At 41.1% G+C, this 21,653-nt stretch carries 22 protein-coding genes; 7 read left to right on the top strand and 15 right to left on the bottom strand.

The features are described 5' to 3' along the window. Positions 1–449 precede the first annotated feature (449 nt). Complete coding sequence (locus tag B4C48_RS04060; RefSeq protein ID WP_291354340.1) at positions 450–806, top strand: hypothetical protein; 357 nt, start codon at positions 450–452, stop codon at positions 804–806. Between the two features lie 50 nt (positions 807–856). On the opposite strand, the gene bfmS is transcribed toward B4C48_RS04060, so the two are convergent. Both bfmS and bfmR read right to left on the bottom strand, forming a co-directional pair. Further along, positions 857–2,515: a sensor histidine kinase BfmS gene (gene bfmS, locus B4C48_RS04055; RefSeq protein ID WP_291354339.1), complete on the bottom strand. Its 1,659-nt coding sequence runs from the start codon at positions 2,513–2,515 to the stop codon at positions 857–859. A gap of 30 nt (positions 2,516–2,545) precedes the next feature. After that, positions 2,546–3,259 carry a response regulator transcription factor BfmR gene (gene bfmR / locus B4C48_RS04050; RefSeq protein WP_086196042.1) on the bottom strand — a complete coding sequence of 238 codons (714 nt, stop codon included), beginning with the start codon at positions 3,257–3,259 and terminating at the stop codon, positions 2,546–2,548. Positions 3,260–3,868: 609 nt separating this feature from the next. Here bfmR and B4C48_RS04045 point away from each other — a divergent pair. From B4C48_RS04045 to B4C48_RS04025, 5 genes are all read left to right on the top strand, one after another. Further along, positions 3,869–6,697, top strand: a complete 2,829-nt coding sequence (locus B4C48_RS04045; RefSeq protein ID WP_291354338.1) for a ribonucleoside-diphosphate reductase subunit alpha — start codon at positions 3,869–3,871, stop codon at positions 6,695–6,697. Between the two features lie 183 nt (positions 6,698–6,880). After that, positions 6,881–7,015 carry a hypothetical protein gene (locus B4C48_RS04040; RefSeq protein WP_291354337.1) on the top strand — a complete coding sequence of 45 codons (135 nt, stop codon included), beginning with the start codon at positions 6,881–6,883 and terminating at the stop codon, positions 7,013–7,015. Between the two features lie 137 nt (positions 7,016–7,152). Beyond that, positions 7,153–8,436, top strand: coding sequence for a ribonucleotide-diphosphate reductase subunit beta (locus B4C48_RS04035; RefSeq protein WP_291354336.1), 1,284 nt, complete (start codon positions 7,153–7,155; stop codon positions 8,434–8,436). Between the two features lie 105 nt (positions 8,437–8,541). Beyond that, complete coding sequence (locus B4C48_RS04030) at positions 8,542–9,300, top strand: DUF3800 domain-containing protein (protein ID WP_291354335.1); 759 nt, start codon at positions 8,542–8,544, stop codon at positions 9,298–9,300. A gap of 157 nt (positions 9,301–9,457) precedes the next feature. Continuing rightward, positions 9,458–10,069 carry a DUF805 domain-containing protein gene (locus B4C48_RS04025; protein ID WP_291354334.1) on the top strand — a complete coding sequence of 204 codons (612 nt, stop codon included), beginning with the start codon at positions 9,458–9,460 and terminating at the stop codon, positions 10,067–10,069. Positions 10,070–10,113: 44 nt separating this feature from the next. On the opposite strand, the gene B4C48_RS04020 is transcribed toward B4C48_RS04025, so the two are convergent. From B4C48_RS04020 to rutD, 8 genes are all read right to left on the bottom strand, one after another. Then, a complete protein-coding gene (locus B4C48_RS04020; RefSeq protein ID WP_291354333.1) occupies positions 10,114–10,527 on the bottom strand; it encodes a TM2 domain-containing protein in 414 nt (137 codons plus the stop codon). Positions 10,528–10,768: 241 nt separating this feature from the next. Then, a complete protein-coding gene (locus B4C48_RS04015; protein WP_291354332.1) occupies positions 10,769–11,641 on the bottom strand; it encodes an NAD(P)-dependent oxidoreductase in 873 nt (290 codons plus the stop codon). A gap of 9 nt (positions 11,642–11,650) precedes the next feature. Then, positions 11,651–13,006: a pyrimidine utilization transport protein G gene (rutG, locus tag B4C48_RS04010; protein WP_291354331.1), complete on the bottom strand. Its 1,356-nt coding sequence runs from the start codon at positions 13,004–13,006 to the stop codon at positions 11,651–11,653. Positions 13,007–13,038: 32 nt separating this feature from the next. After that, positions 13,039–13,548, bottom strand: a complete 510-nt coding sequence (gene rutF / locus B4C48_RS04005; RefSeq protein WP_349678579.1) for an NADH-dependent FMN reductase RutF — start codon at positions 13,546–13,548, stop codon at positions 13,039–13,041. Between the two features lie 172 nt (positions 13,549–13,720). Next, positions 13,721–14,101, bottom strand: coding sequence for a pyrimidine utilization protein C (gene rutC, locus B4C48_RS04000; protein WP_291354330.1), 381 nt, complete (start codon positions 14,099–14,101; stop codon positions 13,721–13,723). 20 nt (positions 14,102–14,121) lie between these two features. Further along, positions 14,122–14,883 (bottom strand): pyrimidine utilization protein B, encoded by a 762-nt coding sequence (rutB, locus tag B4C48_RS03995; RefSeq protein WP_291354329.1) that lies wholly within the window; start codon positions 14,881–14,883, stop codon positions 14,122–14,124. Further along, positions 14,880–15,995 carry a pyrimidine utilization protein A gene (gene rutA / locus B4C48_RS03990; RefSeq protein WP_291354328.1) on the bottom strand — a complete coding sequence of 372 codons (1,116 nt, stop codon included), beginning with the start codon at positions 15,993–15,995 and terminating at the stop codon, positions 14,880–14,882. The genes rutB and rutA overlap by 4 nt, the downstream gene beginning before the upstream one ends. 343 nt (positions 15,996–16,338) lie before the next feature. Then, positions 16,339–17,160 carry a pyrimidine utilization protein D gene (rutD, locus tag B4C48_RS03985; protein WP_291354327.1) on the bottom strand — a complete coding sequence of 274 codons (822 nt, stop codon included), beginning with the start codon at positions 17,158–17,160 and terminating at the stop codon, positions 16,339–16,341. Between the two features lie 416 nt (positions 17,161–17,576). Here rutD and B4C48_RS03980 point away from each other — a divergent pair, with 416 nt between their 5' ends. Next, positions 17,577–18,179, top strand: a complete 603-nt coding sequence (locus B4C48_RS03980; RefSeq protein WP_291354326.1) for a hypothetical protein — start codon at positions 17,577–17,579, stop codon at positions 18,177–18,179. Between the two features lie 37 nt (positions 18,180–18,216). Here the strand turns inward: B4C48_RS03980 and lysM are convergent, their stop codons facing one another. The 5 genes from lysM to rpmF form a co-directional block, all read right to left on the bottom strand. After that, positions 18,217–18,699 (bottom strand): peptidoglycan-binding protein LysM, encoded by a 483-nt coding sequence (gene lysM / locus B4C48_RS03975; protein ID WP_291354325.1) that lies wholly within the window; start codon positions 18,697–18,699, stop codon positions 18,217–18,219. A 455-nt stretch (positions 18,700–19,154) separates the two neighbouring features. Beyond that, a complete protein-coding gene (gene acpP, locus B4C48_RS03970; protein WP_004651013.1) occupies positions 19,155–19,391 on the bottom strand; it encodes an acyl carrier protein in 237 nt (78 codons plus the stop codon). 86 nt (positions 19,392–19,477) lie between these two features. Beyond that, the gene (fabG, locus tag B4C48_RS03965) at positions 19,478–20,212 is read right to left on the bottom strand and encodes a 3-oxoacyl-ACP reductase FabG (RefSeq protein ID WP_291354324.1); all 735 of its coding nucleotides are present in this window, start codon (positions 20,210–20,212) and stop codon (positions 19,478–19,480) included. After that, complete coding sequence (gene fabD, locus B4C48_RS03960; RefSeq protein ID WP_291354323.1) at positions 20,209–21,195, bottom strand: ACP S-malonyltransferase; 987 nt, start codon at positions 21,193–21,195, stop codon at positions 20,209–20,211. Before fabD ends, fabG begins: the two co-directional genes overlap by 4 nt. Positions 21,196–21,400: 205 nt before the next feature. Further along, positions 21,401–21,583 (bottom strand): 50S ribosomal protein L32, encoded by a 183-nt coding sequence (rpmF, locus tag B4C48_RS03955; RefSeq protein WP_004279227.1) that lies wholly within the window; start codon positions 21,581–21,583, stop codon positions 21,401–21,403. Between the last annotated feature and the right edge of the window lie 70 nt (positions 21,584–21,653).

Below are 21,653 nucleotides of genomic sequence, written 5' to 3'. Positions count from 1 at the left end.
TATTTCTGTTGCAATCGTTTTATTAAATCAAAAAAAGAAAATTAATTATTTTTTTCAAATTTATAAACTCTACGCACCTTTTGAGCAGAAAAAACTTCCATAGAGTCACTTTGATTCATCCTGAAACTTTGTACATTTGAGCTTATTGCTCAGACTACGGCCAAACCCATAAATGGCTATAGGGTTTAATGTGGAAATTATTCTGGTTTTCTGTTTTTATATTTTTCAACATTCTTGTGCTTACTTGTGCAATTCTGACTTAAAGCCAAGACACTTTTGCATATGACTCACTTAAAACAGCTTACCTCTACATAAGAGCACAAACCTGACTTTTTGCTCTTATATTTTGTGTATTTTTTTGCAACTTGAATGCGTCTATAGATGCGCTTGCTGCTCTATTTATGCTATTCCTATGTATATCGCAAAAACAAAGAATAAGGAGCAAACACATGAGTTTAGATTATACCCACGAATCAGAATATTTCTTTTTTGCCCAACTGCTCGTGCGTCATGTGGAACGATATATCGAGAAACACCCCGATGCACGTGACGCTATTTTTGACCTGCGCGATATCTATGATCTTTTCCGTCAGGACTTTGCTTCTGCAACCACGAATCTAGAGGCAATTTTAAATATTGTGGATGAATATAAAGTTGAAACATTAAATGGGGACCAGAAATTAATTAGTCATTATGCAATTGATGCTAAAAACAATTCTTTGCTGCTAGATTTTAATGCAGATGCACTCGACAACTTAAAACAGGGGAAAAAGCTGATTGAACCCGATGCAACCAGCCATGAGTAAATCATAAAAAAAGCACTGAATACGGTGCTTTTTTATTTCAAACGTTATATTTAAGATTCCATACCATCTTTTAAAATACTGGTTTTCTTTTTGCTTTTATTGAAGCTTTGCACAGGCCATGACATGGTAAAACGCGCCCCGCCTAATACTGGACTCTGATCGACTTCAATGGTTCCACCAAACCAGTAAGCAATCCGGCTGACAATCGACAACCCCAAGCCATAGCCTCCTGAAGCACGGGTACGACTGTCATCCAAACGGGCAAAGGCCTCAAAGATGCGCTGCCGTTCTTCTTCTGGCACACCGGCACCATCATCTTCAACTCGAACATAGGCCAAGCCTTTTTCATTAATCCCGCCACTGACAATCACTTTATTGTCACAGTAGCGAACGGCGTTGCCGACCAAATTTTGTACCACACGGTGCAAGTAACGACGTTCGGCCTCCACAATTACATTAATAGGGGGCGCTTTCAGTTCAATTTCTTTTTGAGTTTTCAGTGCTGCAGTTTCAATCACGACCTGATCCAACACTTCAAACAAAACAATTTCTTCAAAATCCAGAGAAGGTGTACCCTGCTCCAGTTTTGCATAGGTCATGATTTCATCAATCAGGGTATTGAGTGCTTCAATATCCTTATCAATCTGTTCTACCTGCTGTAAGCGATATTCATAGTCATCTTCTTCAGCCAACATTTCCATACCAAAACGGATACGCGCCACCGGTGTCCGAAGTTCATGCGAAACCGCACGCATCAGCTCGCGCTGTGCTTCAATTAGACGTTGGATATGATCCGACATACTGTTGTAATTGGTTGCCAGACTGGCCATTTCATCAGTACCATCGACCGGCAAACGCAAGGTCATGTCACCGGATTTCATCCGGTGCAAGGCATAATTAACTTCGCGCAAACGACGCTGCATCGGCACCAGCAACCCATACACCCCAAGGCTTAATACAAACAAGCTCAGCAAGGTAATCCCGGCAGCCAACTGGAAAGGCATCCAGTTAAATAAAGGCACAGGACCTAGTACCAACACCTCTGAAGGGGAACTCGGCATAGGTGAAACAATCGAAATAGTTGTACCCCGAACCGAAGCGTTGTCACGGTACAGAATAATACTGTGATCCAAGCGAAGTCGGCCAATCTGTTCAGAATCAAGCGGAAGCTTTTGAACTTTTTCAATGGCAATGGGATAAGAGAAATTCGATTGAATTTTGGCGAGATATTCTTTTTCTTGCCCAGGGTAATAGACCAGATAATCCAGAATAAAAATAGGCAACGCTTTCATTTGGCGTTCGCCTATTTTATTCACTTTTACATACAGCAAATGCTGGGGATCATCTTTCAAGCCAATGATGATATAAGCAATGGAATTTTCCGCATCATAACGGACTGCGGCTTTACGCTCTTCAATCCGTTTTTTTTCGGCACGGGACAAATCCACCTTAGCCGCATCAACATAATAAATTGGCAATTCAAGCAAATCCGAAGCATCAGAAATCCAGTCTTTTTTCTGCTGCTCGTTCGGCTGCCGTGCAATCCCCTCGCTAATGATATAAGAAATACCATCGGTTAAAGATTCACGATATTCCTGCGCACGTTGGTAATTGATAATTTGAACCAACAGATAGCCAAATAAGGCCACCAAGGCAACCAAAATGACCAGCCCTGCGTAGATGCGCAGAAATATGCTGTGTTTAAACACTCAGTAATCCTATAAAATTAGCGGCAGAGCTTAAAGACCTGTTTCTTTAACAAACAAATAGCCTTTACTGCGCACTGTTTTAATACGTTTTGGATTTTCAGGATCATCGCCAATTTTTGGACGGATACGTGAAATACGCACATCAATTGAACGATCCTGGCCATCATACTCAATACCGCGCAGACGCTCAAAAATATCTTCACGGGAAAGAATGCGACCCGCATTCGAAGCCAATAACCATAACAGGTCATATTCAGCGCTGGTAAAATCGACCAGCTCGCCATTCAAGGTCACTGAACGACCACCATTATCAATCACCAGATCATCAAATTCTATACGTTGAGCCACTTCATCTTCAGGGGCTTTGTCAGTACGGCGCAATAAGGCACGAATACGGGCAAGCAATACACGAGGTTGAACCGGTTTGGCTACGTAGTCATCTGCGCCCATTTCCAGTCCTAAAACCTGATCCATGTCTTCAGTACGCGCCGTTAACATTAAAATCGGTTGATGATAATGTGGACGTACTTCACGACAAATGGTTAAACCATCTGCACCTGGCAACATCACATCAAGTACCACCAAATCTGGTTGTTCAGCAATAATACGACGGATTGCGCGATTACCGTCAGGTTCTACCCCAACCTCCAATCCATTACGGATAAGGTATTCTTGAGTCAAACGTGCAAGACGTTCATCATCTTCAACAATTAAAATTTTAGGTAACTTTTCTTCTTGGCTCATAAACTGCCCCTTTATATTGGAGTAAGGTATCCTTATTTGATTAAGGTATCCTTAAAAATCCACTGGATACGCTTTAATATATTCAGCAATATACACACGTTTACATTGTAAACAAGATGGCGTTCACCAAACTGATACATCAAAGTAGCATTTTGTTATATTTTTTTTAACCATTGAATTCATTGGAATTTTCACATTACCATGATTTTAAGATAATTTTTAGAAATAAATAGTTACAAAATGCATATTTTTTAAACCGCTCGTCTGTTTGCACAGTTTCTGACTAGTTAGATCACTTCTTTTAAGTTATCCACAATGTTATCTATAAGCACATTTTTTTAGCTTTGCTATGCTATGCCCTTGTCTGATAAGGCTTCTACAAGAAACATAAAAAAAGGGATGTTTTTGCAAAGGATCATTGCAGAGTTCAATCAAAAATTTTAAAGAAATGTCAATATTGATCTACCCTCAATTTTCCCGTATCTTGTGCTTATTCCGATTTTAAACCACTAGTTCTTGTGTTTAATCATCAAATACTGAGATGAGATTTCGTCCAGTTCAAATGGTCCACACATATAAAACAATAGATGACAATGGAGCTATGCCACAATGAGCGTAATCACTTCAACTCCTGGTCAACTTCAGGTGATTAAACGCACCGGTGATGTTGCCACTTTTGATGCAGAAAAAATTTCTGTAGCAATAGGTAAAGCTTTTTTGGCGGTAGAAGGCCAGCAAAGTGCTGACTCTAGCCGTATTCATGATCGTATCGAGCAGCTGACCGAGATGGTAATGAACACGTTTAACCGTCGCTTACCGTCAGGCGGCACCATTCACATTGAAGAAATTCAAGACCAGGTTGAACTTGCGCTAATGCGTACAGGTGAACAAAAAGTAGCTCGTGCGTATGTCATCTACCGCGAACAACGTTCTGAAGCACGTAAGCAGACTGGCGCTCATCATCATCCTACCTTGCAAGTGATTGGTGCAAATGGCCAGTTTAAACCGCTTGACCTTAGTGCTTTAGAAGCGCATGTGGCAAAAGCAGCTGAAGGCTTGGAAGGTATTGACGTTAAAGCCATTGTCGATGAAACCGTAAAAAATCTTTATAACGGCGTAAAAGAGTCTGACATCTCTACAACAATGATGATGGCGACGCGTACCCGTATTGAGCAAGAACCTAACTATACCTATGTGACTGCACGTTTACTTCGTGACAATCTGGTTGCTACAGGTTTAGAGTTCTTAGGCCTATCTACAGACACCAACGAAGGCAATGCTTTAGAGACCTTCCTTAAGAAAGGGATCGAGCTTGATCTTCTGTCACCAGAATTATTGAATTTTGACCTTGCGAAACTGGCAGCAGCCATTCAACCAGAACGCTCAAACCAGTTCACCTACTTAGGTCTGCAAACCTTATTTGATCGTTACTTCATTCATTCAAATGGCATCCGTTTTGAATTACCGCAATTGTTCTTTATGCGCGTTTCAATGGGGCTGTCGTTAAATGAAGAAAACCGTGAAGAGCGTGCCATCGAATTCTATAACTTGTTGTCTAGCTTCGACTACATGGCCTCTACGCCGACCCTGTTCAACTCTGGTACTTTGCGTCCACAGTTGTCGAGCTGCTACCTCACCACGATTGCCGATGACCTTTATAACATTTATGGTGCAATGCGTGATAATGCCATGCTGTCTAAATGGGCTGGCGGTTTAGGTAATGACTGGACGCCTGTTCGTGCCTTGAACTCGTATATCAAAGGTACTAACGGTAAATCACAAGGTGTCGTACCTTTCCTTAAAGTGGCCAACGATACTGCCGTTGCGGTAAACCAGGGGGGTAAACGTAAAGGTGCGGTATGTGCATACTTAGAAACCTGGCACCTGGATATCGAAGAGTTCCTGGAACTGCGTAAGAATACCGGTGATGACCGTCGCCGTACCCATGACATGAACACAGCAAACTGGGTTCCAGACCTGTTCATGCAACGTGTATTTGAAGATGCTGAATGGACATTGTTCACGCCGTCTGAAACACCAGATCTTCACGATTTAACCGGTCAGGCATTTGCTGAACGTTATGCTTATTATGAAAGCATTGCCAAAGAAACCGACATGCTGCACAAGAAAGTGCGTGCCAAAGACTTGTGGCGCAAAATGCTTTCTATGCTGTTTGAAACAGGTCACCCTTGGATCACATTCAAAGACGTATGTAACTTGCGTTCACCACAACAACACGTGGGCGTAGTGCATTCATCTAACTTGTGTACAGAAATCACGCTAAATACAAACCAAGACGAAATTGCGGTATGTAACCTGGGTTCGATCAACCTGGTACAACACGTTCAAGGTGGTGTACTAGATCGTGAAAAATTGGCGCGCACTGTAAAAACAGCCGTTCGTATGCTCGATAACGTGATCGACATCAACTACTACGCAGTTCCGCAAGCGAAAAATTCAAACTTGAAACACCGTCCGGTCGGTATGGGTATCATGGGCTTCCAAGATGCTTTATATGAAATGAAACTGGCTTACGGTTCTGATGAAGCTGTAGATTTCGCTGACGAATCTATGGAAGTGATCAGCTACTACGCGATTCAGACTTCTAGCGACTTGGCTGTTGAACGTGGTACTTACGAAACATTTAAAGGATCACTTTGGGATCAAGGTATCTTGCCAATCGATTCTTTAGACATCGTGGCTAAATCACGCCCAGAACGTATGTTTGAAGTAGACCGTACACAACGTTTAGACTGGGACACTTTACGTGCCAAAGTTCAAAAAGACGGTATGCGTAACTCGAACGTAATGGCGATTGCACCTACTGCGACTATTTCGAACATCTGTGGCGTATCTCAATCGATCGAACCGACTTTCCAAAACCTATATGTGAAATCAAACCTTTCTGGTGAATTCACAGTGATCAACCCGTACCTGGTACGTGCGTTAAAAGATCGCGGTCTTTGGGATTCAGTGATGGTCAACGACCTGAAACACTTTGAAGGTTCAGTACAAAAGATTTCGCGTATTCCTGAAGAGCTTAAAGCGATTTTCGCAACTGCGTTTGAAGTTGAGCCACGCTGGATTGTGGATGCTGCATCACGCCGTCAAAAATGGATTGATCAGGCTCAGTCTCTTAACCTTTACATCTCTGGTGCAAACGGTAAGAAACTTGACCTGACCTATAAAATGGCTTGGTTACGTGGTCTTAAGACGACTTATTACCTCCGTGCATTGGGTGCAACTTCTGCCGAGAAATCGACCATTAATACTGGTGCATTAAACGCAGTTAAACCTGCCATTGTTGCAGCGCCAGTTACCGCTGCAGTAGCGCCTGAAGTGAAAGCTGAAGCAGCTGTTGAAGATGATTTTGCTCAAGCAGCACCAGTGCCAATGGCATGTTCAATTGACAACCCTGATTGTGAGGCTTGTCAATAATCTGACAGGTTTCTAAAAATCCCCCTAAATCCCCCTTTTCCAAAGGGGGACTTCCAAAAATCCAAATAGGTTGATGGAAGCCCCTCCTGAGTAAACTTTAAAGCACTTCTTTGAAAGTGAAGCGCAACAAAGAAAGGGTTAGGGTGGATTGAAGAATTAAAATATAAATAAAGGAAACCCGCCATGCTCCATATGACCCATAACTATATGTTAGGACTTATTGCCTTGATGGTTTCCTTTATTGTTTGCTTTTATGTGCCGATCACCTATGCATGGTTCAAGATCCGCGCGCAGCAACGTAATCAAAATAAGTCGTGAGAATAGGTGCTCTACCGAATAACTTTAGAGCAGTAATCGACAAAACTTAATTTTGCTTACACAGAATAAGCGTATAGTAGACATCTTCGTTTGTGAGATGTCTGATAACAGATATAAGCATCGAAGAGAGAATTGATATGTCTATCCTAAGTTGGGACGATTTCGAAGATGATTCGCAAAAACCGGCTGCACCTGAACACAAGTCTGCGCCCGTCGAAACGCAAAAAGCGTCTAATTCACAGATGGTATCTGATGCACACAACGCACCGTCGAATGTGGCAGCTGCACAACCCCTTAGAGCCACTCAAAACCGAGGATCAAATCCAACCGATTCATTGGCAAGAGCATCTGCTTCCCTAGAACAGCTTGATGTTGCTCCAGGTCTGGAAGAGCTTGAAATGGGCGCACAGCGTGTACAGGTTGACGACAAGGCGATGATCAACTGTCGTGCCGACTTGAACCAGCTTGTACCGTTCAAATACGAATGGGCTTGGCAGAAGTATCTAGACGGTTGTGCAAACCACTGGATGCCGCAAGAAGTCAACATGAACCACGATATTGCGCTTTGGAAGTCTGAAAATGGCTTGACCGAAGATGAGCGTACTATTGTTATGCGTTCACTTGGTTTCTTCTCGACTGCCGATTCATTGGTTGCAAACAACCTGGTACTGGCGATTTACCGTCACATTACCAACCCTGAATGCCGTCAGTACATCTTGCGTCAAGCATTTGAAGAAGCGATTCATACACACGCTTACCAGTACTGTATCGAATCTTTAGGTATGGATGAAGGCGAAGTCTTCAACATGTACCGCGAAGTACCTTCAGTGGCGCGTAAAGCGGCTTGGGGCTTGAAATACACGCAACAATTGAGTGATCCAACATTCAAAACCGGTACACCTGAAAACGATCAGATTTTGCTTCGCAACCTGATCGCGTTCTACTGTGTCCTTGAAGGGATCTTCTTCTACTGTGGTTTCAGCCAGATCCTTTCTATGGGCCGTCGTAACAAGATGAATGGTGTTGCCGAGCAGTTCCAGTACATCCTGCGTGATGAGTCAATGCACCTGAACTTCGGTATCGATATGATCAACCAGATCAAGATTGAAAACCCGAATCTTTGGACTACAGAATTCCAGGAAGAAATCATTCAAATGATTCTGGAAGGTACCATGCTGGAAATCGAATACGCACGTGACACTATGCCACGCGGTGTACTTGGCATGAATGCTGCGATGATGGAAGAATACTTGAAGTTCATTGCAAACCGTCGCTTAGCGCAACTTGGTTTGCCTGAACAGTTCGCTGGTGTGAATAACCCATTCCAGTGGATGTCAGAAATGATGGACTTGCGTAAAGAGAAAAACTTTTTTGAAACTCGCGTAACAGACTACCAAACTGGCGGTGCGTTAAGCTGGTAAGGTTTTTTAGACTTATTTGTAGAAAGGGAGGATTCATTCCTCCCTTTTTAATCCTCATAAAGAATAAATTATTTAATCATTTAAAATCAAATAATTGAGGTTAAATTGACAAAATATAATGCATATACAATATTTGCTGATGAAAGCGGCACCGACAATCTAAACAACTTTAAAGAGGATGACAGATACTTTGTTTTAGCCTTTTGCTTATTTGATAAAACTTATTACAGCCAGATAACTGTTCCTAGCTTTCAAAAATTGAAGTTTGATACCTTTGGCTATGATCAAGTCATTATTCATTGTTACGACATGATGAACTGTATTGGTGATTTTGAATGCTTACAAGATTCAAAATTTAGAAAAGTTTTTCTAGATCGCCTGACCGAAATTATAGAGTCAACAAACTTTATTCTTATTGCAACAGTAATAGACAAACAGAAATTAAAAGAAAAATATATTATTCCGCAGAATCCTTATGAACTAGCTTTAAAGTATTCCCTAGAACGTATTTATAAATTCATGAAAGAAAGGAAACAAGAAAATAGAGTTTCACACATTTCAATTGAAAGTAGAGGAAAGCAACAGAATTTGAAGCTAGAATCCGCATTTGAAACCATAAAAAATGGTGAAAATTGGAAAAGTGAAAAGTTCCCTTTTGAAATTAAATTTATTGATAAAAAATCAAACTCTACTGGGTTACAACTCGCGGACTTAGTAGCAGAACCGATTCGCTCACAATATTTAAGACCACATAAAGTTCATCCAAACTTTAAAAGTTTAGAGCACAAATTTTATTGTAGAGATGGCAGGAATCTTACTGGTATAAATTTTAACGGATATGGATTAAAAGTATTCCCACAATAGAAAACTCCCGCTTTAAGCGGGAATTTTTATTTAAAAAAATCATTTAAATACAGTAATTTAAAATAACAAAAAGTTTAAATTTTAAGCATTTCTGCTATAGTGATATGCAATAACAAGACTAAATTTATAACGTATATCATAAAAATAGAGGTTAAAAATGAAAGGAACAATTCTGGATTTTTCCATCCAAACCAATTCAGGCATTATCAGTGCGGACGACCAGAACCGCTATAATTTTACCGGTGCAGAATGGCGTGGACAACGTCCACCAACTCGTGGCGATCGGGTAGATTTTGATATCGATAGTACAACAGGTAATGCAACTCAAATTTTTACCGCATTAACGCCTAGCAACCCTATATACAATATTTCACAGCAGCTAGACAAAATTTCAGATCAAAACAAGGCTGAAGAACAATTTAATATGATTGACTGGTTTGTCAAAGGCTTAAAAAATTATGCAAATTTTAAAGGTCGTGCTCGTCGTAAAGAATACTGGTTCTTTGCCTTGGTTCAATTTATTATTTTAGTTATTGCTCAAATCATTGATACCATCCTCGGTACTGAATTTGTCTTTTATGCAATTGTGGTCTTGGCACTCTTTATTCCAAGCCTTGCAGTAGCAGTTCGACGCTTACATGATACAGGTCGTTCAGGTTGGTGGTTCTTAATTGCACTTATTCCTCTAATTGGTACTATTTTATTAATTGTTTGGCTGGCAACAGAAACTAAGCAAGAAACGAATAAATGGGGTCAACCTGCCAAATAAATCAGATAAAAAAAGGGCGATATCGCCCTTTTTACAACCAAAATTTAGCCATATTTTCGGGCAAATTCTTCGTCTGAGGTACACAAGTAAATAATAAATTCGATAAAAGCGACCAAGGCAGGAATAAAAGTCCAGCAGAAAATCAGATAAACAATGCCCCAGCCAATTTGCCCCAAATAAAATTTATGAACCCCGAAGCCGCCGAGAAAAAAAGCCAAAATTGCTGCAATAATTCTGTTTTTCTCGCCCACTTGAGTTGGAAATACTGAAGCTGAACTCAACACATAAATATCATTGGCCTGACCCGTTCCATCCACGGTAAAATCAACTTTCTGACCGCGTGCAGGTGGAACTTGCCCACGCCAGCTTGCTCCAGAAAACTGGTAACGGTTTTGATCATCACCACTGATTACGCCAGAATTGCTCTGAATAGAAAAATCCAATATCTGCCCTTTCATACATCCCCTTATTTTTATTTATATTCACTTTTAAATTATAGGTTTAATTGTACACATTTAAAACAGGTATCGATGAGCAGCTTATTCGGAGAATAACCCACTTTCGTACATCTAACCTTTGTTCTGTCATTGGATAAAATAGAACTGTTAAATAACTGAATGCCCAAAGCACTTCAAATAAAAAACCCGGACTTTAAAATCCAGGTTTTTAATGAATGATTTAAGCTGATAAGTGATAGATTTATCGCAACTCGATTTGATTGATTTTTTCTAAACCTTGCACAGCAGCAGAAAAATCCAGTTGACTCGCCTCATCTTTTTCAAAGTGGGTAAATTGCTCCTGAATCAGGTGCATACTTGGAAGCTGCAATGACTCTTGCTGGATCAAATCGATAGCAATGCTAATATCTTTTTGCAACAGATCCAGCGCAAAGGTTTTATCAAAACTTCGGCTAAGGACCCGCTGCGCCATAATATTTTCAGACATGCTGCTTTTACCACTGGAATGATTAATACAGTTCAAAGCTGCTGACAAATCCACGCCTTTTGATTTCAGCACCGTTAAACCTTCTGCCAAAGCCCATAAATGCGTGGCCATCAAGGTATTGTTAATTGCTTTTACCGCGAAGCCAGAACCGCTTTCGCCGACATATTCAATGAGATCTGAAAATGCAGCAATGATCGGTTTAGCTTTATCAAAAGCACCCTCATCGCCACCGATCATCACGGTTAAAGTACCTTTTTCAGCGCCGATGGTTTGACCTGAAACCGGTGCATCCAGATATTCGACCCCTATTTTTTTTAAAGCTCGATTTAACTGTTGTGCAGATTGTGGAACACCACTGGTGCAATCAATCCAGATACTGCCTGACTTGGGTGGATATGCGGCAATCAATTGCTCTACATCCGCACTGGTCGGTAAACATGAAAATATATAATCAGCTTGGACTGCTTTTTCGATATCGACAGATTGCGTTTGAAAGCTAATCGAATGATGAACTGCTTTGGAGGGGGTTCTATTCCAGACCCAAACTTCATGTCCAAGTTTAGGAAGATGGGAGGCCATATACCATCCCATTGCCCCGAGTCCAATAAATGCAATTGTCTGACTCAAAATATCCTCCTAAGGGTTAACTACAGGGGTAGCCGAGGTTTCTGTATTTTCACTGCTGGAACTGGTTTTTTCTTCACCACGATTCAAAAACAGATTCAGTACAATCGCCGCTAGAGTTGCAGTACCAATACCACCTAAATCGAAAATCCCAATTTTTAAACTGAAGTTACCTGCGCCCATAATCAGGCTGACCGCAGCAATAATTAACGTGCTGTTTTTGGTGAAATCGACTTTGTTATCAATCCAGATTTTTGCACCAGCTACGGTAATCAAACCAAATACCATGATCGATGCACCGCCCAATAAAGCTACTGGAATAGTACTAATCACGGCGCCGAATTTAGGTGACAAACCCAGTAAAATGGCAAACAGACCTGCCACCACAAAAATTGTCGTTGAATAGACTTTAGTGACGGCCATAACGCCAATATTTTCAGCATACGTGGTCATACCTGTACCACCAACCGATGCAGACATTGAAGTACATATACCGTCTGCAAAGAATGCACGCCCCATATATGGATCAAGATTTTTGCCTGTCATGCCCGAAACTGCTTTAAAGTGACCCAAGTTTTCTGCAACTAAAATCAGCGCAACTGGTGCAATCAATAAAATGGCATTGGCATTAAACACAGGACTATGCAAAGTCGGTAAACCAATCCAGGCAGCTTCAGAAACAGCACTGAAATTAATCGGTGTGCCAAAGCCCATGACATTGGTCATCAGGAAATAAATAAAATAGGCAGCCACAATACCGAGTAAAAGTAATAAACGGCGCACCATGCCACGGGTAAACACGGCCACTACACTAATACAGATAATGGTGACCACCGCCATCCAGGTATCGAATGAACTTGCAGAGACACTTTTAATGGTCACAGGTGCAAGATTCAACCCGATAATCATCACAATGGCACCTGTGACAATCGGGGGCATCAGTTTTTCAATCCAGCTGGTACCGGTTTTCATGACAATCAGACCAATACCCGCATAAATCAGACCACAGACAATGGTTCCACCCAGCGCCAAGGCAATATTGGGGTTAGATCCTGCACCGGCATAACCGGTTGCTGCAGCAACTGCTCCAATAAAAGCAAAGCTCGATCCCAGATAACTCGGCATGCGGCCGCCGGTAATCAGGAAAAATAAAATGGTTCCGATTCCGGTAATTAGAATGGTTAAGTTCGGATCGAAACCCATCAACAAAGGTGCAAGCACCGTTGCCCCAAACATGGCAAAAGCGTGTTGCAAGCCTAAAACTATACTTTTCCCCGCAGGTAAATATTCATCTACCTGTACTGGTGTTGTATCTAGATTGCCTTGGTAAGGCTTAAATTTCGGAAACCACGATTCTTTTTTTTGCATGGGTTTCCCCTCCCCTTAATTAGGATATTGGATTAATTCATGGGTTGCGGCTCACAATAAGCACGGTTGAAATACATCAATGCATTCTTGCCTTCATTTTGTTTCATGGCTTTGACCTGACAAATCAGTACATCGTGACTGCCGACCGACATGCTCTGCACTATTTCACAATCAAACGACACCAATGCATCTTCCAATACAGGCGCTTGTGTGATCAGTGTTGACCATTTTCCACGCAAGAATCGTTCCGACATTGGCGTTTTCCCACCAAAAACATTTGATAATTCAGTGTGATGTGCAGCAAGAGTATTTACACATAGTACCTGGTTGCATTTAAAGGTTTCAAATACAGACGCCGAACGGTTTAAACACACCAATAAGGTTGGCGGCGAATCAGTGACACTACACACAGCGGAAGCGGTAAAACCGGCCTGCCCCGCTGCACCATCTGTGGTAATTACATTGACAGCTGCACCTAAATTGGACATCCCTTGTCTAAAAGTAGACGAAGCAATTTGTGTATGTGTGTCATCAGCAGTCATTTGAAAATTTTGCGCATGCTGTAGTAAATCTTTTGCAGATTGAACTGCCATGATTTTGCTGTTCATCATCACCTCCATCACTGAAATTCGACTCTTGATCATTCAAATTGAATTTCAGCTTTGTCCTTTATTGATCTCTGGTTAGATCTGTTTTCTTGAAAATTTTCATCATTTAAACATGGGCAATAGATGCAATTTCAACCAAAGCATCCGGTTTCACCAAGCCGGTTTGTACGCAATAGCGTGCCGGTTTATCGCCCGGGAAATACTCGGCATAGACAGTATTGATGGCAGCATAATCCGCCCAGTCTTTGACAAAGACATGATTAAAGGTCACGTCATCCATGCTGCCGCCTGCCGTTTCAAGCACTTTTTTAATGGTTTCCAAAATGTGACGGGTTTGTGCAGCAGCATCGCCGACATGCACGACATTGTTATTTTCATCAAAAGCCAAAGTACCTGACACGTAAACAATATTGTCCGCTTTGGTTGCCGGCACGTACGGTGCCAATGGTTTTCCTGTACCTGCGGGTAAAATAATTTCTTTAGGCATGTGTTTTCCCCTTTAGCGACTTAAGCTGATTTTTCTAAGATGTGTGATTTGGATTGAAAGGTTTCGACGAAATTTTGCGTATCGGATACCCAGCCAAAGAAGGTTTTGATGTTATACAGACTGGCTGCATGTGCTTCCACCGGCCCAGCCTGATAACAGGCATCGTCCAGTGCTACACCAAAATACTCCAGGAAAAAGCCATCTCTTAAAGTCGATTCGACACAGACATTGGTGGCTATACCGACAAACACCAGATTCCGAATGCCTTTGCTACGTAACATGCTGTCCAGCGCCGTATTAAAGAAACCGCTATAACGTGGTTTTTCAATGACGATGTCTTGCGCCAAAGGTTTGAGTTCATCAATCAGTTCAAAGTCCCAACTACCTTTAGCGAGTAATTTTCCTTGTAGTTCAGGGTGTTTACGCATAGTTTTTAAGGCATTGGATTTATGGAAATTGGGAGAATTCACTCCACCCGCTTCTACATACTGATCATCCCAACCATTTTTAAAATAAATCACCTGAATGTTTGATGCATGCGCTGCATCAACTGCTTTTCTGATGTTCTCCACCACCGGCTTGGTTTTTGAAACATCAAAACCTGCCAAGTCTAAATAGCCACCTTTTGAGGTATAGGCATTCTGCATGTCAATCACAATTAAAGCAGTTTGCTCAGGCGCCAGTTGGATCGCTTCAGGTTCAGCCTTTAACACTTTTCCAGTACCGGCGGCTTGGGTAAATCCGGTACAGACCACATTTTCCAAGGATTCATTTGTATTCATGCTGATTTCTCCAACGTTGGGATTTGAGTCACATCAGCTTCAATGACAATATGCTCACGACATTTCATTAACGGTTGAATTTTTTGACCGAAATCTTCTACACCTTGAATAAAATCATCAAAGGTTAAAAGAATGCCTTCGGTTCCGTCGATTTCACTAATTTCATCCAGCATTTTTGCAACGTTTTCAAAAGAGCCGACAATGGTTCCCATGTTGATATTGACTGGAGATACACTAGACGCCATTTGACGAATATTGGTATCAGCACCGGATTTGGTATCTTTACCACCTTGGTTCATAAGCCAGTTAATCGCTTCGACATCTGCCCCATCGTTGTAGCTTTGCCATTTTGCAAAAGCTTCTTCATCAGTTTCTGCGGCAATCACCATAAACAGCACATAGGTTTGTACATCGCGTCCGGTTTTGTCTGTATGTGCCTTTAAGCGGTCATTGATGTCTGCATAAGCGGTTGGTGTATTTAAACCTTTACCAAAAACAAAGTTATAGTCTGCATATTTGGCCGAGAATTCCAGTCCGGTATCGGATTGTCCTGCGCAGATGATTTTCATGTCTGCTTGCGGTAACGGACTGACCCGGCAATCCTCCATTTGAAAATGCTCACCTTTAAAGTCCGATTTTCCGGTTGCCCAAAGTTCACGTAAAATTTCGACATATTCAGACAAATAGTCATAACGTTTTGCGAAGTATTCATCGCCTGGCCACATACCCATCTGTTTATATTCTGGTGCTTGCCAGCCAGTCACCACATTCAGACCGAAACGTCCATTTGAAATGGAATCAATGGTCGATGCCATACGGGCTACAATCGCAGGCGGCATCACCAAAGTTGCCGCAGTAGCATAAATTTTAATTTTGCTGGTCACCGCAGCAAGGCCTGCCATTAAGGTAAATGTTTCGAGGTTATGATCCCAAAATTCGGTTTTCCCACCAAAGCCGCGCAGCTTGATCATCGAAAGTGCAAAGTCAAATCCATAATGTTCTGCACGCTGTACAATTTGCTTGTTCATTTCAAAACTTGGTTTATATTGCGGTGCATTTTCCGAGAGCAACCAGCCATTATTTCCGATTGGACAAAAGACGCCTATTTTCATTTCTCATACCTCTTTTTTTACCATCTGGTTATCAATATGCTTTAAGCAACTGTCTTGGGTTTGTTATAATTAATATTTAGCATATTCTGTGCCAAATATTTTTAATTATTATTTATCAAATATTTATAATTTATTTATTTTATCAAATAGTAAAATAAACTTTTAAAACAGTGCACCGTTATAGGAATGACAGCTCCAAAAAAATGCATTCTTTGATAAAAAACCATACATTCATTATTTAGCAATACTGGAATTTTTGAGCTAAAAATCAATAAAAAAACCGCGATTTTAGGAATCACGGTTGAATAAAAAATTTACCGGTTATTGCTATAAATAAGCCTGCTTAATTCGACAGTGAAGTTACTTTTAAAAAATGATGTTGAAAAAATTGCAGCATGGTTTTATTAAGCAATTCAGGCTCTGTGACTGTGGATGCATGTGCACCTGAGGCCAAAATACTGAGTTGCCCATGACCAAGTCGTTGCTTTAAATCACCCGACTTATGTACAGGAACCAAAAAATCATCCTGATTGGCAATAAAATGCAGTTGGCTATGCTCTAAAACCTGCCTATGCTGATCATTGATTTTAAATTGCTGTGCTGCCTGAATTCGCTTGAGCACATTTTCTGAAGGTGGAAAATCTTCAAGCTGAAGATTTTCTAAAGTTGTTAAATGTTGATGATGTGTTGAAGTCCATGCCGGTGGATATAAAAATAACCCCTGTGCTCGGACATAAGCTTCAGCACCTGCTGACTTTAATAAATGAATCCGGGCTTCAAAACATTTTTGGGTATGTGGATCGAGTTTATCCCACGAATTAATACAGGTCAGGCTGAGTAGTTTCAATTCCGATGCGTTTATAGCTAGCGCCAGTTCCGCACCAATAAACCCGCCAATTGCATGTCCAATAAAATGAAAAGACTGGATTTTTTCCCGTTTTAGAATGCCCAGCAACTGTGCTGCCATATCGGTAATTGTATAGTGATCTGGCAAAATGGAGGAATCGGCATGACAACCTTCCTGATCATAAGTTAAAACATGAAAATATGGGATGAATGCTTCAATTTGAGCTTTCCAGTAACTGGCATGCCCGCCCAGACCGGATGATAAAATTATAAAATCTGCTGCTGAATTTTCTGTACAAGGATGAATTTGATAGCTCATTTTTTACCGTTCATTCAAATAATTTGAATAACAACCAGCAAAATTTGTGCCTGAAAAATTTCATTAATTTGGTCTGTATAGCGATATAACCCATCAAGTTCATATTGCCCTTAAATATAGAAATCCAAATATCATAGAAAACATTCAAAAGTAGCTAGTTAATCAATCAACAACAGCATTTACCTTCCTATTCAAATCTACAACAAAATAGATAAATCCTTGTAAACTCAAAAACTTAAAATAAAGTGTTAAAAGAAAACAGGATACTAAAAAAGCATTAAAAAATTTAAATAGCATTAATTATCAGAAGTAAATTCATAATCCTGTTAGGCAATATCTGTACCAGCATGGAACAGCCATTGCAATAAAAATAGCCTTCACGCCCTATTTATACTTTTCTTGAAAGGTGATGATTCATGGACATAGCAACTGAATATCCACTATTTCAATGTCATTATCTGCCCCGTTATTTTATCGGGTTAATCTTTATTCCTGCCATATTGATTGTTTTAGCACAGCACTCAGTTAGTCCTTTTGCTCTGGTTCAGGATTTGAGCAGTCTGATGCAGTATTTATTGCATCAATCCATGTCGGGCTGGTTCATGGTCCTGTTCATCCTGATGCTGGCATTGATGGCAATGAATATGAAATTGGTAGTGACCAGCCAAACCATCTCTATTCAAAGTTTTGGAATAAAGCTCAAGAAACTGGTGCAACGCAATAAGCTGTTAAGGACTCAGCTTTACTCTTCCCACATATTAAAATATCGCGCCCTTAACTCATCTGGAGTACAACTCTCTAGCCAAGAGCAACAGTGGAAAACGAGTAGTATCGGCTTTATTTTAAAACCTGAGTTTCGCAAGCAATACAAAATGGCACATATTGACCTGAATATGTTCAACAAAGAGAATCGCAGAAAATTGATTCAGATTCTGGTGCAACACTATTATTTGGACCCTAAAAAATTTTTAGATAAGAAACAACTTGCCCGACTTAAACTACAACACAAATTACGATAAAAAAGGCGCTCGAAGCGCCTTTTTTATAGCGTCCAGCTTAAGTCGGAATACGCAGTACTTGACCAGGGAAAATATCATCCGCATCTTTTAATAACGGACGGTTAGCCTCAAATATTTTGTTATATTGATTGGCATCGCCATAATATTCTTTTGAAATCTTGGACAGGGTATCGCCTGATTTAACCGTATAGAATTTACTTGCCGGTTCTGGCGTAGCAACAGTCATCTGATCATCCACTTTCGCCACATGATCTACATTTCCGACGGCTAAAATAATTTTTTCGCGGTCTGCCTGGCTTTGTACTTGCCCTTTAATGGTCGCCAGATCGCTATTTCCGTTATAACTGACAGATAGCCCTTTTACAGGCAAACCTAATGCTTTGATATGTCCCAGAAGCTTGTTTGCGATTTCTTGTGCAGAAGGTTCTGCTGGAGTGGTAGGTGTGGCCGGAGCTGGCTGTGGTTCTGCTGGTGCTGTATTTTTTTTACCAATACCTTTTACAAAATCAAAAAGACCCATTGTACTTCTCCATCATTATTATTCATGCGATTTGAAACGGCATCCTTTTTTTATACATAAAATTTATTCATAGGAAGGTTGTCTTTGGTCAAGCAACAGTAAAGATATGTAATTGTCATTTAGGTGATTAGGGTCTATTGACATTTCATAAATGGCTTGCGTTGTGGGCTAAAATTGAGCAGGCGAGGAATGAAATGCAAAGAATGGTGGTTCCATTTTTAAATTTCATAACGAAGACTGGAATAATTTTAGCCACAACCCTTCGGGACTAGAGTATTTTTTGATGCTACGTCGTTGTGAACTACGCATTTAGAATGACTAAATTTTGTAGTACACGCCTTGTATCCTCTAAAAAATACTCGTAGTCGCAAACATAGACGAATTGTCAACAGACCCTAAATAAAGAAGCCACCTAAAAGGTGGCTTCTTCATATTCAGCAGAGCTGAAACAACAATTAACCTAGTTTCTTAGAAACATAGTCAATAGCTGATTGAACAGTGGTGATTTCGTTAGAATCTTCATCAGGGATAGTGATGTCAAAATCATTTTCGAAAGACATAACAAGCTCAACTAAGTCCAAAGAGTCAGCACCTAAGTCATCCATGAAAGATGCTTCGTTTTTAATCTCTTCAGCTTTAAGACCAAGTTGTTCTGCAACCGCTTGTTTGATACGTAGTTCGATATCGCTCACAGGAATTCTCCTCATTGCTTGTGGCGTTTTTAATGCCGTTAGTTTAATTGAATATATAATTTTTGCAAAGTTTATACATCAGCCAATTAGCTCATGTACAAACCACCATTTACATGTAAAACAGTGCCAGTGATATAACTCGCTTTTTCGCTCGCTAAAAAACTCACGGCATGTGCGATATCTTGCGGATCACCTAAACGGTTCAATGCCACTTGATCACTCATTTTCTTACGAATGTCTTCGCTTAATTGTTCAGTCATTTCTGTCACAATAAAGCCGGGCGCCACAGCATTCACGGTAATTTGGCGGCTGCCCATTTCTTTTGCAAGGCTGCGACCAAACGCCTCAATCCCTGCTTTGGCAGCAGAATAGTTGGCTTGGCCCGGGTTTGCAAAGTGTGCCACGACAGAACTGATATTAATAATGCGGCCGAAACGTGCTTTGGTCATGCCTTTTAAAACACGCTTAGACAGGCGGTATACGGCTTTCAAATGAATATTGAGAATATCATCCCAGTCATCTTCAGACATACGAAGTAACAAATTATCTTTGGTAATGCCGGCATTATTGACTAATACAAGAACAGGGCCATATTTTTGTTCAATATCTGTAACTAATGCATCAATGGTAGTCGCTTCACGCACATCCAGCACTGCACCAGCACCATTTTCCGCAAAACTTGCAGATAATTTTTCTGCCCCTGCTTCGCTAGTTGCTGTACCTACGACAAAATAACCGTCTTGAATCAATTGCTGAGCGATGGCTGCACCAATCCCTCTGCTCGCGCCTGTCACTAATGCGACTTTGCGTTCCTGTGTCATGCAATTTTTCCTTCAGCCACTAAAATGGCGTTAAGTGCATCTTCCATACGACTCTTGCTGTCGAGTGGGAATGCTTTTTCGATATTTGGTAAACGCTTCGCAAGGTTAGCCAGTACATTGCCCGGACCACATTCAACCACATACTGGATTCCTTGATCTTGAAGGAACTGCATGGTCTTGGTCCATTGCACAGATTGATACAATTGTGCAGTCAGTGCTTGACGTAATCCTGCTACATCTGTCGCGATTCCCGCGTTGACATTTTGTATTACAGGAAGGCCAGGTAGCTCAATGGCAGTTTGTTCCAAAGCTTGTGCAAATTTGTCAGCAGCCGGTTTCATCAGTGAACAATGCGATGGAACAGAAACCGGTAATGCAATGGCTTTACCTGATTGTTCTTTTGCCGCAGCCATTACCGCTTCTACTGCTGCTTTATCACCAGCAATGACCACTTGGCCTTGTGCATTGAAATTGGCTGCTTCTACGCTGCCTTGACCTGCAGCACTGGTTTGCGCGCAAAGCTCAATCACTTGAGCATCATCAAAACCTAAAATTGCCGCCATTGCACCCTGACCTTGAGGAACAGCGTCTTGCATCAATTTACCGCGTAAATTTACCAGTTTTACCGCATCACCCAAGCTCATTGACCCAGCAGCAACCAGTGCGCTGTATTCACCGAGTGAGTGTCCTGCAAGATATTTTGGCGCTACCCCACCCAACTCCAACCACACACGCCAAAGCGCAATACTTGCGGTGAGCAATACCGGCTGGGTAAATTCAGTCTGATTCAAACCTTCGCCGCTTTGTGCGATCTGCCATAGGTCAAAACCTACAGCTGCCGATGCTTCTGCAAAAGTTTCTGTCACGCTACTAAACTGTTCAGCCAAATCTGCGAGCATACCGACTTTTTGTGAGCCCTGACCCGGAAATACAAATGCTGTTTTTGTTGCCTGAGCGACTTGCTCGAGTTGTTTAGCAGACATAAAAAAATCCTTTAATGAAGTGCTGTTGTTATTCAACAACCGGTTAAATAACCAACAGACACTTATGTAAGCTTATTTACGGAACGGAATTTAACACTTAATTTTTGTTTTGGTAATTGCCAAATACAACAAAAAGAAGCCATAAAAAAAGGGAGCTTAACGCTCCCATTTTTTCTACTAAGCTTGACGCTTAATACATCATCAATTATTCAGCAGATGCTTTAGCGAATAATTGGCGACCACGGTAGATACCATCTTTAGATACGTGGTGACGACGGTGAGTCTCGCCAGTAGCTTGGTCTACAGTTAATGCATTCTCGGTTAAAGCGTCATGTGAACGGCGCATGTCACGGCGAGAGCGACTTTTACGGTTTTGCTGAACGGCCATGATGGCTCCTTACAAAGATCGAAAAAATGGATCAGAACAAATTCAGTTGTCTTATACTTAACAGTATAAC

This window comes from Acinetobacter sp. UBA3106 (assembly GCA_002365595.1).
In the GTDB taxonomy this organism is placed as follows: domain Bacteria; phylum Pseudomonadota; class Gammaproteobacteria; order Pseudomonadales; family Moraxellaceae; genus Acinetobacter.
Note: the sequence above shows the minus strand (reverse complement) of the source record. Positions and strands in the feature narration are given on the sequence as shown.

Excerpts from the sequence above, each read along its gene's own strand:
- B4C48_RS04060 (WP_291354340.1), top strand. The coding sequence starts at position 450 with ATGAGTTTAGATTATACCCACGAATCAGAATATTTCTTTTTTGCCCAA.
- bfmR (WP_086196042.1), bottom strand. The coding sequence starts at position 3,259 with ATGAGCCAAGAAGAAAAGTTACCTAAAATTTTAATTGTTGAAGATGAT.
- B4C48_RS04045 (WP_291354338.1), top strand. The coding sequence starts at position 3,869 with ATGAGCGTAATCACTTCAACTCCTGGTCAACTTCAGGTGATTAAACGC.
- B4C48_RS04040 (WP_291354337.1), top strand. The coding sequence starts at position 6,881 with ATGCTCCATATGACCCATAACTATATGTTAGGACTTATTGCCTTGATG.
- B4C48_RS04035 (WP_291354336.1), top strand. The coding sequence starts at position 7,153 with ATGTCTATCCTAAGTTGGGACGATTTCGAAGATGATTCGCAAAAACCG.
- B4C48_RS04025 (WP_291354334.1), top strand. The coding sequence starts at position 9,458 with ATGAAAGGAACAATTCTGGATTTTTCCATCCAAACCAATTCAGGCATT.
- B4C48_RS04020 (WP_291354333.1), bottom strand. The coding sequence starts at position 10,527 with ATGAAAGGGCAGATATTGGATTTTTCTATTCAGAGCAATTCTGGCGTA.
- rutG (WP_291354331.1), bottom strand. The coding sequence starts at position 13,006 with ATGCAAAAAAAAGAATCGTGGTTTCCGAAATTTAAGCCTTACCAAGGC.
- rutF (WP_349678579.1), bottom strand. The coding sequence starts at position 13,548 with ATGACTGCTGATGACACACATACACAAATTGCTTCGTCTACTTTTAGA.
- rutC (WP_291354330.1), bottom strand. The coding sequence starts at position 14,101 with ATGCCTAAAGAAATTATTTTACCCGCAGGTACAGGAAAACCATTGGCA.
- rutB (WP_291354329.1), bottom strand. The coding sequence starts at position 14,883 with ATGAATACAAATGAATCCTTGGAAAATGTGGTCTGTACCGGATTTACC.
- rutA (WP_291354328.1), bottom strand. The coding sequence starts at position 15,995 with ATGAAAATAGGCGTCTTTTGTCCAATCGGAAATAATGGCTGGTTGCTC.
- rutD (WP_291354327.1), bottom strand. The coding sequence starts at position 17,160 with ATGAGCTATCAAATTCATCCTTGTACAGAAAATTCAGCAGCAGATTTT.
- B4C48_RS03980 (WP_291354326.1), top strand. The coding sequence starts at position 17,577 with ATGGACATAGCAACTGAATATCCACTATTTCAATGTCATTATCTGCCC.
- lysM (WP_291354325.1), bottom strand. The coding sequence starts at position 18,699 with ATGGGTCTTTTTGATTTTGTAAAAGGTATTGGTAAAAAAAATACAGCA.
- fabG (WP_291354324.1), bottom strand. The coding sequence starts at position 20,212 with ATGACACAGGAACGCAAAGTCGCATTAGTGACAGGCGCGAGCAGAGGG.
- fabD (WP_291354323.1), bottom strand. The coding sequence starts at position 21,195 with ATGTCTGCTAAACAACTCGAGCAAGTCGCTCAGGCAACAAAAACAGCA.
- rpmF (WP_004279227.1), bottom strand. The coding sequence starts at position 21,583 with ATGGCCGTTCAGCAAAACCGTAAAAGTCGCTCTCGCCGTGACATGCGC.